16 protein-coding genes are annotated in these 15,273 nt (G+C 26.1%); 15 read left to right on the forward strand and 1 reads right to left on the reverse strand.

All coding sequences use genetic code 11. The features are described 5' to 3' along the window. Positions 1 to 289 precede the first annotated feature (289 nt). From BLS77_RS14900 to BLS77_RS14925, 6 genes are all read left to right on the forward strand, one after another. Positions 290 to 496, forward strand: a complete 207-nt coding sequence (locus BLS77_RS14900; protein WP_089971648.1) for a hypothetical protein — start codon at positions 290 to 292, stop codon at positions 494 to 496. 154 nt (positions 497 to 650) lie between these two features. Continuing rightward, positions 651 to 1,307 carry a hypothetical protein gene (locus BLS77_RS14905; RefSeq protein WP_089971650.1) on the forward strand — a complete coding sequence of 219 codons (657 nt, stop codon included), beginning with the start codon at positions 651 to 653 and terminating at the stop codon, positions 1,305 to 1,307. A 129-nt stretch (positions 1,308 to 1,436) separates the two neighbouring features. Next, positions 1,437 to 2,099: a hypothetical protein gene (locus BLS77_RS14910; protein ID WP_089971652.1), complete on the forward strand. Its 663-nt coding sequence runs from the start codon at positions 1,437 to 1,439 to the stop codon at positions 2,097 to 2,099. 141 nt (positions 2,100 to 2,240) lie between these two features. After that, a complete protein-coding gene (locus BLS77_RS14915; protein ID WP_089971654.1) occupies positions 2,241 to 3,011 on the forward strand; it encodes a hypothetical protein in 771 nt (256 codons plus the stop codon). A gap of 29 nt (positions 3,012 to 3,040) precedes the next feature. Further along, entirely contained in the window at positions 3,041 to 4,204 is a 1,164-nt protein-coding gene (locus BLS77_RS14920) for a class I SAM-dependent methyltransferase (protein WP_089971656.1), read from the forward strand. A 166-nt stretch (positions 4,205 to 4,370) separates the two neighbouring features. Further along, positions 4,371 to 5,753 (forward strand): L,D-transpeptidase family protein, encoded by a 1,383-nt coding sequence (locus BLS77_RS14925; protein WP_089971658.1) that lies wholly within the window; start codon positions 4,371 to 4,373, stop codon positions 5,751 to 5,753. Positions 5,754 to 5,843: 90 nt separating this feature from the next. Here the strand turns inward: BLS77_RS14925 and BLS77_RS14930 are convergent, their stop codons facing one another. Then, on the reverse strand, positions 5,844 to 6,134 hold the full coding sequence (locus BLS77_RS14930) for a hypothetical protein (RefSeq protein WP_089971660.1): 291 nt from the start codon (positions 6,132 to 6,134) through the stop codon (positions 5,844 to 5,846). Positions 6,135 to 6,384: 250 nt separating this feature from the next. Here BLS77_RS14930 and BLS77_RS14935 point away from each other — a divergent pair, with 250 nt between their 5' ends. The 9 genes from BLS77_RS14935 to BLS77_RS14975 all read left to right on the forward strand — a co-directional run. Next, positions 6,385 to 7,218, forward strand: coding sequence for a deoxyribonuclease IV (locus BLS77_RS14935; protein ID WP_089971662.1), 834 nt, complete (start codon positions 6,385 to 6,387; stop codon positions 7,216 to 7,218). A gap of 173 nt (positions 7,219 to 7,391) precedes the next feature. Continuing rightward, positions 7,392 to 8,612 carry a peptidase T gene (gene pepT / locus BLS77_RS14940; RefSeq protein WP_089971664.1) on the forward strand — a complete coding sequence of 407 codons (1,221 nt, stop codon included), beginning with the start codon at positions 7,392 to 7,394 and terminating at the stop codon, positions 8,610 to 8,612. Positions 8,613 to 8,877: 265 nt separating this feature from the next. Further along, on the forward strand, positions 8,878 to 9,528 hold the full coding sequence (locus tag BLS77_RS14945) for a hypothetical protein (RefSeq protein WP_242873996.1): 651 nt from the start codon (positions 8,878 to 8,880) through the stop codon (positions 9,526 to 9,528). A gap of 110 nt (positions 9,529 to 9,638) precedes the next feature. Then, positions 9,639 to 10,196, forward strand: a complete 558-nt coding sequence (locus BLS77_RS14950; protein ID WP_175490874.1) for a hypothetical protein — start codon at positions 9,639 to 9,641, stop codon at positions 10,194 to 10,196. A 127-nt stretch (positions 10,197 to 10,323) separates the two neighbouring features. Continuing rightward, positions 10,324 to 11,424 (forward strand): hypothetical protein, encoded by a 1,101-nt coding sequence (locus BLS77_RS14955; protein WP_207648696.1) that lies wholly within the window; start codon positions 10,324 to 10,326, stop codon positions 11,422 to 11,424. Between the two features lie 407 nt (positions 11,425 to 11,831). Further along, entirely contained in the window at positions 11,832 to 12,776 is a 945-nt protein-coding gene (locus BLS77_RS14960; protein WP_089971667.1) for a hypothetical protein, read from the forward strand. 179 nt (positions 12,777 to 12,955) lie between these two features. After that, positions 12,956 to 13,834: a hypothetical protein gene (locus BLS77_RS14965; protein WP_242873997.1), complete on the forward strand. Its 879-nt coding sequence runs from the start codon at positions 12,956 to 12,958 to the stop codon at positions 13,832 to 13,834. Between the two features lie 506 nt (positions 13,835 to 14,340). Next, entirely contained in the window at positions 14,341 to 14,901 is a 561-nt protein-coding gene (locus BLS77_RS14970) for a Uma2 family endonuclease (RefSeq protein WP_089971671.1), read from the forward strand. Positions 14,902 to 14,995: 94 nt separating this feature from the next. Continuing rightward, the coding region (locus BLS77_RS14975) for a helix-turn-helix domain-containing protein (RefSeq protein WP_139164851.1) at positions 14,996 to 15,273 on the forward strand (278 nt) is incomplete at its 3' end.

A 15,273-nucleotide genomic window follows, 5' to 3' on the forward strand; every position in this document is an offset into this window, starting at 1 on the left:
CGTAGGGAACTAATGCGAATCATAATTATTGATAAAATTTTGAAAATATATTTTCCATTTAGGCTATATTTAAAAATAGTGTTGATAGTATAGCAAATATTAAGGGAAGTAATTTGGCTTCCCTTAATAAACACGTTAAAAAATTGTTGTGATAATTATGTACACTAAAATATACAAGAATAAATAACTTATTTTGAGTATAAATACAATTAATCATGTATATGATATATATTGGAAATGTTAATTTGATTTACCAAAAAAACATACAACTTTAAGGGTGGCGTTATTAATGGAACAAATTAAAAGTGAAATCAAAAGTGAAATTAGAAAGCGCAACAAGGAAAAATCTCTTTGGGAAAAAGATACTAGATCGTGGAATAGTGGAATGAAAATTGAAGAGTTAAATAATAAAATTAATGAATTAGAAAATCAATTGTTTGAAATTGAATATCAAGAGTTAGAAGAGCAAGAAAGACAACAAGGATTACAGGGATAAAAAATATATAGTGTTAAATAGAAAATGAAATAACAATTCATTTTCTATTTTTAATTTAAGGGATTTTTAAGCTAGTCTCTTCTGAGTTCAAATTTTTTTGTTATGAATAATATGGTATAATATACATAATTATAAAACTAGGGGGATAAGCTTTATGATAATAAATAATCATTTCGATAAGAAATATATTGAATTAACAGAAGATAAAATTATATTTTACAGATTTTTTGGTAAGAGAACTCTTGAATTAAAGAAAATTAGAGCAGCGTATATGGATGATAATTATATTATAAGAATATTATATGGAAAAACGGTTAGACAATATGAGGTTGCAAATATAAAAGAACGGGATAAAAATTTATTAAGAGAATTAATTGAAACATTAAATAAAGATGAAAAATTAGTTTTTTCAAGTGGTCAATATTATCAAACCTGGGGATGGGTATTGTACGCGATGTTACCTATTAGTAATTTAATAGATGGCGGGTCCAAAGGCGATTATATGTTTTATACATGCATCCTAATATTTGCTGTGACTATGATAATAATTGCAAAATATCATAAAATATTCATTTATGATTCTATTAATAATTCAATTATATTAGAGCGAAATTCTAAAAAAGTTAAAGAGTATTTTCCTAATGAAAGTAAGTATAAATTTGAATATAATACATCAGGGGATAGATATGTTTTCAAAGCTAATAAAAGTAAGGCTGTAATGATACCGACTAATATTATATATCCAGCGTACTATAGACAGAAGTTAAGAAAATTATGTAATATTAGTAACAATATGGAAGCAAAAATATAGAAGATTTAGGTTTATTTAAAATGTAAATAAGTATGGGGAAAATGATAAAAAGTTAAATCAACGAAACCGAGTAATAACAGGAGTTATTGGGTTTCTGTAATTACTCGGAAGAGTAGGAGGATAAATTTTATGGTAATAAGCTTTATGATAATAAATAATTATTTCGATAAGAAATATATTGAATTAACAGAGGACAAACTTATATTTTACAGATTCTTTGGTAATCAAACTCTTGAATTAAAAAAAATTAGAGGTGCTTATATGGATGATAAGTATAATATAAAAATATTATATGGAAAAAAGGTTAAATCATATCGGGTTGTAAATATAAGCGAAGGGGATAAACCTTTATTAAAAGTGTTAATTGAAATATTAAATAATGATAAAACAGTATTTTTTTCAGAAAATAAAAATTTATCACCATGGATATTCGGATGCTATATAGTGCCTATGACTATTAATAATTTAATGGATTTTAAATCAATATATAGTTGTATATTTTGGATAATAATTGCAATAGGAATGATAATAAGCATTTATGATGCCACTTATTATAGTAATAATATATTCATTTATAATAATAATTTAATTATAGTAGAAAATAGATTGGGAAAAAATAAGGAGTATTACCCCAATAAGGATAAATATAAATTCGAATATAATATATCGAATTATACATATAGTTTCAAACCTTCTAAAAATAAGACTATAGTAATACCGTCTAATATTACTTATCCTGTATATTATAAAGAGAAACTAGTGGAATTATATAATATTAGTAACAATATGTAAGCTAAAATACAGAAGATTTAGGTTTCTTTAAAATGTAAACAACTATGGGGAAAATGATAAAAAGTTAAATCAATGAAACAGAGTAATAACAGGTGGTAATGAGTTTCTGTAATTACTAGGAAGAGTAGGAGGATAAAATTTATGGTAATAAATAATCATTTCGATAAGAAATATATTGAATTAACAGAGGACAAACTTATATTTTACAGATTCTTTGGTAAGAGAAATCTTGAATTAAAGAAAATTAGAGCAGCCTATATGGATGATAATTATATTATAAGAATATTATATGGAAAAAAGGTTAAACAATATTACATTTCTAATATAAAAGAAGGCGATAAACCTTCATTAGGAGAATTAATTGAAACATTAAATAAAGATGAGAAATTAGTTTTTTCAAGTGGTCAATATTATCCACCGTGGATATGGGTATTTTATATGGTTTTACCTATTGAGAATTTAATAGAAGGTGGGTCAATATTCCATTATATATTTTGGATATTTTTATTAATAGTGTGGATAACTTTACTGATATTTGGAATATATAACAAGGTATTTATTTATGATTATAGTAATAGTTCAATTAGATTAGAATGGAATTCTAAAAGAATCAAAGAGTATTTTCCTAATGGCGGTAATTATAAACTTGAATATAATGCAGTAGATTATAGATATGTTTTCAGAGCTGCTAAAAGGATGTCTATAATAATACCAATTAATATTATGTATCCAGTATACTATGGAGAGAAGTTAATTGAATTATATAATATTAGTAACAATATAGAAAAGAAAATTGAGGATGATTTTACTATCAAAAAAAACATTAATGAAAGTAGTGCTATAATGGTATATGGAAAGAGAAAATGGATAACTAATAATACTAAATCAGTAGATGATGAAGATATTAACTAATGTAAAAATAAATAAGAAGGTGTGTTTAAATGGAAGATTTAAAAAAGGTAATTAATGAAATTATAAAAGAAGATATTATAAAGATAGTTCTTAGCAATAAAATGAATAAAGATGTTACATATAATAAAATAACCTTTGTACTTAAAGAAAATAAGGAAAAAGAATATTATCAAGTTGAAAAATATACTGAGAAGCAGGTTTTTCATGAAAATATAGATATAGATAAATTAGAAGAAAAAGTTTTAGAATATGTATGCGGAAATTATAAGCAGGTTTCGGCTTGGTCAAAGAGCGATACATTTGAAGTTAAAATATCTAAAAAAGGTAAACTTCTTTTAAGTAAGAAAAAAGAAGATAATATAAAACTTGTTAATAAAGAACATAATAAAGAAAAAAATTATATGCTTAGAGAGGGTACTATAATACAACCTCTTATAGATTTAGGTGTTTTTACAAAGGAAGGAAAAATAATTAATTCAAAATATGATAAGTATAAGCAAATAAATAGATTTGTAGAAATGATTGACGATGAAGTTAAAAAAAGTGGTTTAGAAGAACTTACAATATTAGATTTTGGCTGTGGAAAGTCTTATTTAACATTTGTTCTATATTATTATTTTGTAGAAATTAAAAAACTTAAGGTTAAAATGATAGGGCTTGATCTTAAAGAAGACGTAATTAAAAAATGTAATGATATAGCAAAACGTTATAAGTATGAAAATTTACATTTTGAACTTGGAGATATAAATGGATTTAAATATAATAACAATGTTGACATGGTAATTACATTACATGCCTGTGATACAGCTACAGATTATGCTTTATATAATGCTATAAAATGGAATAGTAAAATGATTTTCTCTGTGCCATGTTGCCAACATGAATTTAATAAGCAAATAGAAACAGAGTCATTATCTATATTAACTAAATATGGAATAGTGAAAGAAAGAATTGCAGCACTTATGACAGATACAGTTAGAGCTAACCTTTTAGAAAGCATGGGATATAAAACTCAGCTTCTAGAATTTATAGATATAGCACATTCACCTAAAAACCTATTAATTAGGGCATCAAAAGATAATATATCTAAAGAACAAAAGAAAAAATCATTAGAAGAAGTTAATAATTTAATGAATCAATTTAATTTAAAACCAACACTATTTAAATTATTAAAAGAAGATAACTTAATATAAGGTATTTTAATAAGCAAGAAATTTACTAAGGTAGATATTTTGCTTATTTTTTATATCTATAAATTTTATAAAAAACATTAGTATAAGTTTTAAATAGTACTCTAGCTACATAGTATAGATAGAGTACTAGCTACTAAGAAAAGTTATGAGGAAGGAATAAAATAGTATGAAAGAAATTAAACCTAATAAAGTTGTTGGAGATATTATAATTGTAATTTGTGTTTTAATACTTGTATATGTGGGGGGATCAATATATTTTATAAAGCATTTCAATTTTGGAACTATAATAAATGGTGTTAATGTTTCTGGGAAAACTATTAACAAAGCAAGTGAAAAAATAGCTAATGAAATTAATAGGTATAAATTAGAGTTAAAAGAACGAGGAGGTGTTACGGAAGAAATTTTAGTAAATGATATTGATTTAAAATACAATTCAGATAGTACAATTCAACATATAAAAGAAAAACAGAATGAATTTGAATGGATGTTTGGACTTGTTACTAAAGCTTATTATAAGCTTCCTGAAATAAGTTTGTATGATGAAGAATTATTACGAGAGAAGTTATTAAATCTTTCTTGTATTAATGGTGAAAATATAGTTGACCCTAAAAGTGTAAGCTTTAAATATGGAGATGGGGCATATACAATGATAGATGAAGTTTATGGAAACAAAATTAATGAAGAAGTTTTATATAAGAATGTAGAAAATGCAATTACTTATGGGGAAATAATCCTTGATTTAGAAGCAATAAATTGCTATGAAAACCCTAAATATATTTCTAGTTCAAAAGAAGCCATAAAAGCTAAAGAGATACTTGATAAATATAACTCATCAGAAATTATATACACATTTAATGAAGAAGAGGACATTGTAGATAGTTCTACAATAAATAATTGGATTAATATTAATGAAGATTTAGATGTAATGATTGATGAAAAAAAGGTAAAGGAGTATGTAGGTACATTAGCTACTAAATATAATACAGTTGGTAAAACTAGAGATTTTAAGACTTCTTATGGAAATGAAATACAAGTACACGGGGGCTATTACGGATGGAAGATTAATACACCAGCCGAAGTTGAAGCCTTAATTGAAAATATAAGAAATGGAGAAGAAATAACTAAAGAACCATTATATTTACAAAGTGCAGTATCTAAGGGCGACAATGATATAGGAGATACCTATGTAGAAATTAGTATAAATAGGCAATATTTATGGTTTTATAAAAATGGCAAAATTGTTGCTGAAGGAGATATTGTTACAGGCGATATAAGTAAAGGATTTAAAACGAGCTTGGGTACTTATATGTTGAATTATAAACAAAAAAATGCAACTTTAGAAGGTGAAAATTATAGCTCTAAAGTTAAGTATTGGATGCCTTTTAATGGCAATATTGGTATTCATGATGCAAGTTGGAGATATTCCTTTGGAGGTAATATATATAAGGAAAGTGGAACTCATGGATGTGTAAATGCTCCAGAATATTTAGCAAAAAAGATATTTGAAAATATTGAGGATGGAATACCTATTATTTGCTATTATGAGTAAATTAAAAAAGAATAAAAAATAAAAGCCTTCACATTTCGGTGAAGGCTTTTATAATTCAAAATTATATTTATAAATTCAGTCTAAAAATGGCTAATTACCACAATCATAGCTAGCCCATTCATCCTTCATATCTTCCTTTGGATCTCTTATAGTTATAGTGCTTTCATTACCATGGACTCTAACTGTATAACCTTTTTTATATAACATACTTCTTAATTCACTAATTATAGGGAAGTTTAGAACTAGGCTATCTTCACTAGTAAGAGTTCCTATTTCTTTCATAATTAATTCTGATTGCTCTGTCATCTGAGATTCCTTATTAGCATTTCTTTTTACTAATAAATCTTTAGCTTCTGGTAGTTTATCAAATAAATTTTCCATAATGTATCGCTCCTTATTTTAAAAGTTTAATATAATAAAAATTTTTAGATAATAAAAATTATTCATTGCATAACCTAATTATATTATAGTATTATTTTAATTAAATGCAAATTAATTACCTATTAAGAATTATATCAAAAATTAAGAGTTATATCAAAAAATAATAGGAATAATAAATTAAGAATACATTTAGGGTATATGAGTATATTATTTATTTTACAAGCCCTAATACAAATTGGAGGATACAATAATGTTAAATATAGGATGTCATTTATCAACAACTAAGGGATTTGAAAATATGGGAAAGGAAGCACTTAAAATTGGTGCTAATACTTTTCAATTCTTCACACGTAATCCAAGAGGTGGAAAAGCAAAGGCAATAGGTGAAAAAGATGTGGCAGCTCTTTTAGAAATAACAAAAAATAATAATTTTGCAACATTATTAGCTCATGCACCGTATACATTAAACGGGTGCTCCGCAGATGAAAAAACTAGGGAATTTGCACTAGGAATGATGATTGATGATTTAGTGAGAATGGAATATTTACCAAATAGTTTTTATAATTTTCACCCAGGTAGTCATGTTAAACAAGGGGTTGAAGTTGGAATTAATTATATTGTAGAAATGCTTAACACTGTTATTAGACCAGAGCAAACAACAACTATATTATTAGAAACTATGGCAGGTAAAGGTACAGAGGTTGGTAGAAAATTTGAAGAAATAGCAGAAATAATTAGTAGAGTGGAACTAAAAGATCATATGGGAGTATGTCTTGATACATGTCATGTTTATGATGCAGGATATGATATAGTTAACAATTTAGATGGTGTATTAGACGAGTTTGATAGAATAATTGGGCTAGATAAATTACGTGCAATACATTTAAATGATAGTAAAAATCCATTTGAAAGTCATAAAGATAGACATGAAATAATTGGAGAAGGATTTATTGGAATTGAAGCTATTACTAGAATTATAAATCATCCTAAACTACGACATTTACCATTTTTCCTTGAAACACCAAATGAAGTTGAAGGTCATGCAGAGGAAATAAAATTGTTAAAAGGTGTTTATAAAGATTAATATATATAGCTGTTATAGATATTAATTTCAAAAATGAATTTAATAGTATAATAAGGGTTGAATGAGAATTATCTTTTTAAGAATATGTGTTTTTAGTTTTTCATAAATTTAGGGTATAATAGAAATAGTTATATTACAGTAAATTTAATATATTAAAAATGGAGTGTGAAATTATGAAAAAGGTAGAAGAAAGATTTTTAGAATATATTAAGGTTGATACTAAAGCAGATGAAAATACTAAGGTAACTCCTAGCACAAAGGGACAGTTAAAATTAGCAGAAATACTTTGTAATGAACTTAAAGAAATGGGTATTAAGAATGCAAAGATAAGTGAACATGGATATGTTTATGCATCTTTAGAGAAAAATTGTAATAAGGAAATACCAACTATAGGGTTTATAGCACATATGGATACAGCACCAGATTATTGTGGAACAAATGTAAACCCTCAAATAGTTAAAAACTATAATGGTGAAGATATAAAATTAAATAAAAATGTAACATTATCATCAAAATTCTCACCTGAATTAAAAAAATATATAGGTAAGACACTTATAACTACAGATGGAAATACTCTTTTAGGTGCAGATGATAAAGCTGGAATAGCAGAAATTATGACAGCTATTAATTACTTAGTTAATAATCCAGAAATAGAACATGGAACTATTAAAATTGGATTTACACCAGATGAGGAAATTGGAGAAGGTGCAGACCATTTTGATGTTGAAGGATTTGCTGCTGACTTTGCATATACTTTAGATGGTGGAGAAGTAGGAGAGCTTGAGTATGAAAATTTCAATGCAGCTGGAATAAATGTTGAAATTAAAGGCGTTAATGTTCATCCAGGGCATGCAAAAAATAAAATGATAAACTCTATTATGGTAGCTCATGAATTTATAAATATGCTTCCAATAAATGAAGTGCCAGAGAAAACAGAAAAATATGAAGGTTTCTCACATCTTTCAGATATAAAAGGATCAGTAGAAAATACTACTCTACAATTTATAGTTAGAGACTTTTTTGAAGATACATTTGAAAAAAGAAAATCTCAATTTAAAGAAATAGAAAAACAATTAAATGAAAAGTATGGAGTAGGAATTGTTAATGTAATCATAAAGGAACAATATAAAAATATGAAAGAAAAAATTGAGCCAGTTATGCATATAGTTGAAGTGGCTAAGAAAGCAATGGAAGATGCTGATGTAGTTCCTAAAATAAAACCTATTAGAGGTGGAACAGATGGAGCAAGACTCTCTTACATGGGATTACCTACGCCAAATATATTTACTGGGGGAGAAAACTTCCATGGTAAATATGAATATATACCAGTAGAGTCTATGGAAAAAGCAGTTGAGGTAATATTAAATATAATTAAGATATATGCTAATAAATAAATTTATTTTAATTGTTTAATTAAAGTGAATTTAGATAGAGCAAATAGATATGGCAGTTACTGAATATAGTAACTGCCATATCTATTTTTATAAGAAGTAAAACTTAAAGATTTGGTAGGTTAAATAAAGGTGGAGAATAATCTGTGGAAATTGTGAACTAGATAAAAATATGATATTTGAAAATTAAATAATGTTATATTTACAAAATATGTTATAATTAATTCATAATAGTAATTGGCTGTTAGATAAATAGGAATTTATGGGGGTGATTACAATAGAAGAACTAAAACCAAATGAAAAAGAAAGAGAAGTATTAGCGTTATTTTATAATAGATTTTATGATTTATATGAAGAAGTTGTAAATGATAATTTTATTAACAATGATGCAAAAATAAGATTTTATAAACTAAGGGAATCATTTTCAATATATAAAGAATTATTAAGTTATGAGTCTATTAAAGAATATATTAACTGGATGAAAAAAGGTGGACGACCTCATTTTGAAGGTATAATTGCAGATGATTTGTTTAGTTTTATAAGAAATCTCCTATTGCACTTTCCTATTTTTGATACATGGGATGAGGTATATATAAATAAGAACTTAGCCACTTGGAGTAAGATGGGTCAAATAGATAAATTTCTAACTAAAAGTATTAAACAAAAGATTGATGGTAAAGGCACTGTAAAATATAGAATATGGGAAGAAAAAAAGAATAAAATGACATATTTTTGCATTAATTTTCCTGAACAATATAACAATACTAATATTTACTTAAAAGATATAATACCAGAAGAAGTTGGAATGAAATTTTGTATGGCATTAATGAGAGCGATATTAGATACTCAGGTGGAGGACGCAGAAGTGCCTGATATAAAAATTATGTCTCAAGTATATTTACCTATAAAAAACGAATAATACTTTAAACTACATTCCAATTTCAGGGAGGCCAAATTTCCCTTTATATTTATAATTAAATAAGTATGTATATATATAAGTTTATTAATAGAAAAAACGAGGTGTATTATATGATGTTACGACTAATTGCTGATGTTAACAAAGCATTGGAGGCAGAGAGTTACTTTTCCGCATTATCATTAGTATTAACTTTCCCTGATATTTGTGGTAAGGCTGAATATCCCCAAGAAAAGAGTACTGCAAAACGATACAAAGATTGGTATGACGAGTATATCGGTAAATATGAACAGTGCCCTTGTGAACATTGTCAGAATACTCCAATGCCTTATTTAAGTGGAGAAGTGGTATACAATTTAAGAAACTCTTTATTGCATCAGGGGACACCTAATATAGATGCTCTTAAAATTAAAAATGATAACAATAAAATTGATTGCTTTGAGCTTGTTATTGAATCTAAAAAGCCATTTGATATTTATAGTGATGCATCCGGCATCCTTAATGGAAGTGTAAGAACTTATCGTGTAAATGTACGACGTTTGTGTTTAATATTTTGTAATTCTGTCAGAGCCTATTATGAAGAATGTAAGGATAAGTTTAACTTCTTCAAGTTCACTATTATTGATTGGGATAAAGAGAGTGAAAAGATGAAAAATTTGAAATTATATTAAATAAGTATGCTTGCCATTATAATTAGTAAGCTAATGAAATACAAAAGAAAGAAACAGAGAAATCAGAATTCAGTGAATTGAAATTAATGATTTAGTTAAACATTCGTTGTTTAGGAGAGGTGATTTATTGAATATGGGTGAAAATACATATAATGATATTTTAAGAATGCATTCAAAAATACTTATAGCACAAGATGGTAAGACATTAATTGATCTACTATTAAATGTTCAGGATAGTGCAGTATCCTTATCTTTAATACCATTTTCTGCTCTTTATTGTAGATCTGCCAAAGAATTTCTATGTATTGAGGATGCAAGGAATGAGATTGAAAAAGACGTAAAAGACATAAGAAATGGATTAAAAATATTTACTGATAAGTATTCAAAAGGGAAAAAGATGGTGTCTGAATCGGATAACCAGCAAAACGAAGTTTTTAAGAATATGTTGCGTTTCTCCATAACTAAAATATTAAATATTCATTTGAATCTTGGAGTTTATTTTAATGAACAAGGGAGAGTTGTATTTAACACGCAGCAGGCTAATTTTTATTTAAATATACCAAGAAGCAAAGAGGATTCAGCTGGAGGACATGCAAGAATAGTTGGAGAGAAGCTAGGTGGTGAAATTGCTAAAATTCTTGTAAAATATTGTGGTATCAATAACTTGGAAGACAAAACAATTCTTTTTAATTCTGTCCCTAAATATGGATACATCGATTTTAATACAAACAGGAAGAGTGAATTTTTCAGTAAAGAGTTTGATAAGGAAATCAATCTTAGACTATTACATATGCTCTCAACAATTGGGTTCGTGAATAACTTACTTGTTCCAGTTTTCCGAGATACTAATGTATGGCTTTTAAGAATCATATACATCACAGCTCACAATACATGGCTTGGGATAAAAAAGCTTAGTCAACATCTTGAACAAAATCATCATAGCGGAATAAAATTTCATGATTTAAGTGAATGTATTGATGGAAATATAAATTTATTCTCGTCTTCTTTTAGAAATTGTATGATGCATTACGATTTAGTAGATAAGCGTGATTGCCCGATCATTTTACAAGAGTACTATAATCCGGTAAAACCATTGTATGGACTTGTAGAAAGTTGTTATAATGGTATGCATTTTAATCAATATTATGACAAGCTTTACAAGCTGTCGCAAAAGCTTGAAGAATACCTGTTATCGTATTTTAATGTAAATCAAAATAATATACGTTAGGATTGGCACTAATTAGAGGTTAATTAATCACACTTTGAAGACTATATCTTTTTAATAGTTTCCAAAGTATCTTACTGGCTTCGTTCAGTGCATAGCATAGATTTTAATGAGACAAATTCCAATTTGTAGGGTAGATTAAATTAACTTTAAGGAAACAATTTTAGGATACTACGAATTAATAAAAATAAATAATAGACTTAAATATCGCATTATTCATTACTGAATATGTGATATTTTTTCGTTCGCAATTCAAGGAGTTATTGCAAAATATGCAACAACTTAAATTGTTGATATTGCGAAGCATTTAATAAAAATGTTCTTTTAAAATTGAATAATGCGATATACAAATATGCTATAATTAATTAGAAGTAGATTGATAAATTAAAATTTTAAGGAGGAACCAATTAGTGAATACAGAGACGCATATATTAAAAGAAGATTTAGATATTGATTTAGAGAAAATGAAAATTCCTAATTTAAATGAAGATGAGAGATTAATCATTGAGTCCTATGTAGAAATAACAAGACATATTAAAGAGATAGAAAAATTATTTAATATTTTTAGATGTAATCTAAAAATTATCTTAAACCATTATACACTGTATAATAATGACACTATTAAACGTAATAAAATATGTACTTTTGAAGAAGATGATTATGTAGTAATTAACACATTAGTAATTAACTTTTTAAGTTCTGGAAAGACACTAGTAGAATCTATTGAAAACTTCATGAAATCAGTTATAAATCCAGAATTACGAATATATAATGATTTCAAATGTAAATGTATAAATAGAATATATGATACTATTTTTTCATATAGACTATTAATTCGATTAAGGGATTTTTCTCAACATGGCCATTTACCTATTAGTGGAAATTATAATGGAGGTTATTGTTTTGATTTGAATAGAATTATAACAACTCCACATTTTAATCATAATAAAAAGATTGAAGAAGAAATGATAAAATTAGAAAAGGAAATATACGAAAAATTTAAAGGGTATCCAAGAATCTGTTTTACAAAATCAATATCAGAATTTAATTTATGTATAATAGAGATATATGTAGAATTTCTCAATGCAATAGAAAACTTCTTTTATGATGTATTACAAAAAGTAAATTTATTATTAAATCAACGGCCTGATCTTATTTATAAATCTACTGATCGCTTTAATAATCATGTTTTTTATAAAGATTGTAATGGATTTATTCATTGTTTTGACTTACAGGATAATTCTAAAAAAATGTTTCTGGAATTTAAAGAAAAAGCTATGAAAATTTTTGATTATGAGAAAAGTGCGATGAAGGAATTAAATGATAGTATAAAATTCAAAAAAAATTCGGTTTAGTTTAGTTATAAGGTTAGTTTCAGATATTATTTAAAGCAAAAACAAGCAATATATATAGAGTTATTCATTGAGCATCGAATAATACGGTATTTATATTAAATAACATAATAAAGTTAATTTTAAATGTAAGAATATGTTATAATATTTTTAATGTTTTATGCTTAGGGGGAATGGCAAAAATGAAAAAAACATTATTTAAAATATTTACAGCAATATCCAAACAAAAATGGCGATATTTCATAATACTATCATTAATATTAATTTATTCTTCAATACAAGCTATAAGATACTCAGATATTCCAATATGGGCTAATATGCCAGAATATTTTATTAAACCACAAAATGCAGATATGTTACAATATAACTTAAGTGTAAGTTATATTGTAAGTTATATGTTTTATATGCTTGTGAATTTTATTCCAGATTTGGTTGAATCGGTAGAAAAACAAAGTGAAACAATACCTTTTAAGGCGACTATTCATAAAGAAATTCAACAATTTACAAAAGGCATAATATATTTATGGGCAACTATTGGCGTTAATGCTAATTCAAAAGGATATTTTAATATATCAGAAATAGTTGAAGTAGATGATTTTTTCAAACAAGATGTCATAGAAGAAATAACAAAACATGTTAAGTTGCAGGAATCAATAAAAACTTATGCAGCTTTAACTTTAATTTCTGAGCATTATGATTGGAGTCTAAAAATGAGACTTGAGTTAGATAAAATTTGCACTCTAGGAAACTTGATTTTAACTCGATACAAAGATAATGTACCTTTAGAAATATTCTATGATATATTTTATATTATTAATGAAAGTAACATGATAGGGGAACTTTTAGTTCAGCTTAATGGTATAAATTCCTTAAAAAACGGGAAAAATCTCTATTTAGCTGATTGTACAAATTTTAACAAGAATTTAAATGTTGGTAAATCTTGTCAGTCAATAATAAATTTATACAATTGGGTTAATATAGAATATGAATACTTTTCTGATAATATTAATGATATTAATATTACAGTTAATAAAATTGATATTAAATATTTTTTCAAATAATATATAATAATATTACAAAAAGTACCGTATTATTCAGAAATGAATTTTACGGTACTTTTTCGTTCGCAATTCAAGAATATTTGTACTTGGTAAAAAACTGTTCCGCTGGGCATAGCAGTGAAGTTAACTTTTATATAATTAACAGATCTTAAATTGAGTTTTTTTTTGGGGTGGACATTCCATCTAGAGAAATACAGTTTTGACGATATCAAGAAACGTGCTAACGTTAAACGTAGTATAAAATAACACTTAGGCAAAAGAAGAATACAAGAGAATGAAAGGTAAAACCGAAGGGGTATTAAGGAATTACCAGTAGTATCTAATAGGATTAGATACACCAGAAAAAATAGAAGATGATTATAAAAGAATAGTTAATGCAATAAATTATGTTTATAATAGTTTTAGATAATATTTGTTTAAATTAATTCATTGCAATTGAAAATATAGAGGAATATAATATATACATAATAATAATAAGGTAATAGGGTGCGAAGGAGTTGATTAGTATGAATACTCAAAAAGAAGTTGCTATAACATCATTGTTTATAGAATATCAAAAGCTAAGAGAAACAAGTGAAGAAAACTATGAGTTTATAAATGGTGAAATTATAAAAATGCATTCACCAAGCATTAAACATCAAGATATTGTTTTAAATCTGGTAATGGAGTTAAAGCAATACTTTAAGGGAACTAAGTGCAAAACTATGATTTCTCCAACCGATATTTATCTTGAAAAAGATAACATAAAAAAAGAAATATGTGTTATTCCAGATATTTCAGTTATGTGTGAACAGAGTGGATTTGATGAAAAAAGATATCATGGGGTTCCTACTATAATTGTTGAAGTGTTGAGTTCAAATTGGGCTGATGATATGATTAAAAAATTCAAGCTGTATCAAGAATTTGGAGTGTTAGAATATTGGATCATAGATCCGAGTAGTGAGTCATTTATGGTTTATAGCTATGATACTGAAGAAAAAAATTATCACAATGTAATTCAAAGAGATAATGAATTATGTTCAAAATTATTTTGTGATTTGAAGATAAACATGGAAGAGATATTTTGAATTAGATAATAAATAGTCTAGGGGTTTGATATGCTCCCTTTATAGTAGACAGTTGAAATAATAAAAACTGTTTATATAGAGGGAGCATTTTATTATGGAAAGAAAAACTAAAATATTGTCAGAAATTAAGATAGAGGTTGTTAAGGAGTATTTATCAGGAAAAATAAGTGTAGGGCAAATAGCTTATCAACTACAAGTTTCTAGCTTCTCGGTTGAGGAATGGATACGTAAATATAAGGCTTTTGGAGTGGATGGATTAATAAGTAATAGTAGAAATAAACATTATTCACATGAACTTAAGATTAAAGCAATAACGGATTATATCAACGGTGAAGGTTCTTTATATGATATTTCTATTCGTTATAAAATATC

This window comes from Clostridium gasigenes, from assembly GCF_900104115.1.
GTDB lineage: Bacteria > Bacillota > Clostridia > Clostridiales > Clostridiaceae > Clostridium > Clostridium gasigenes.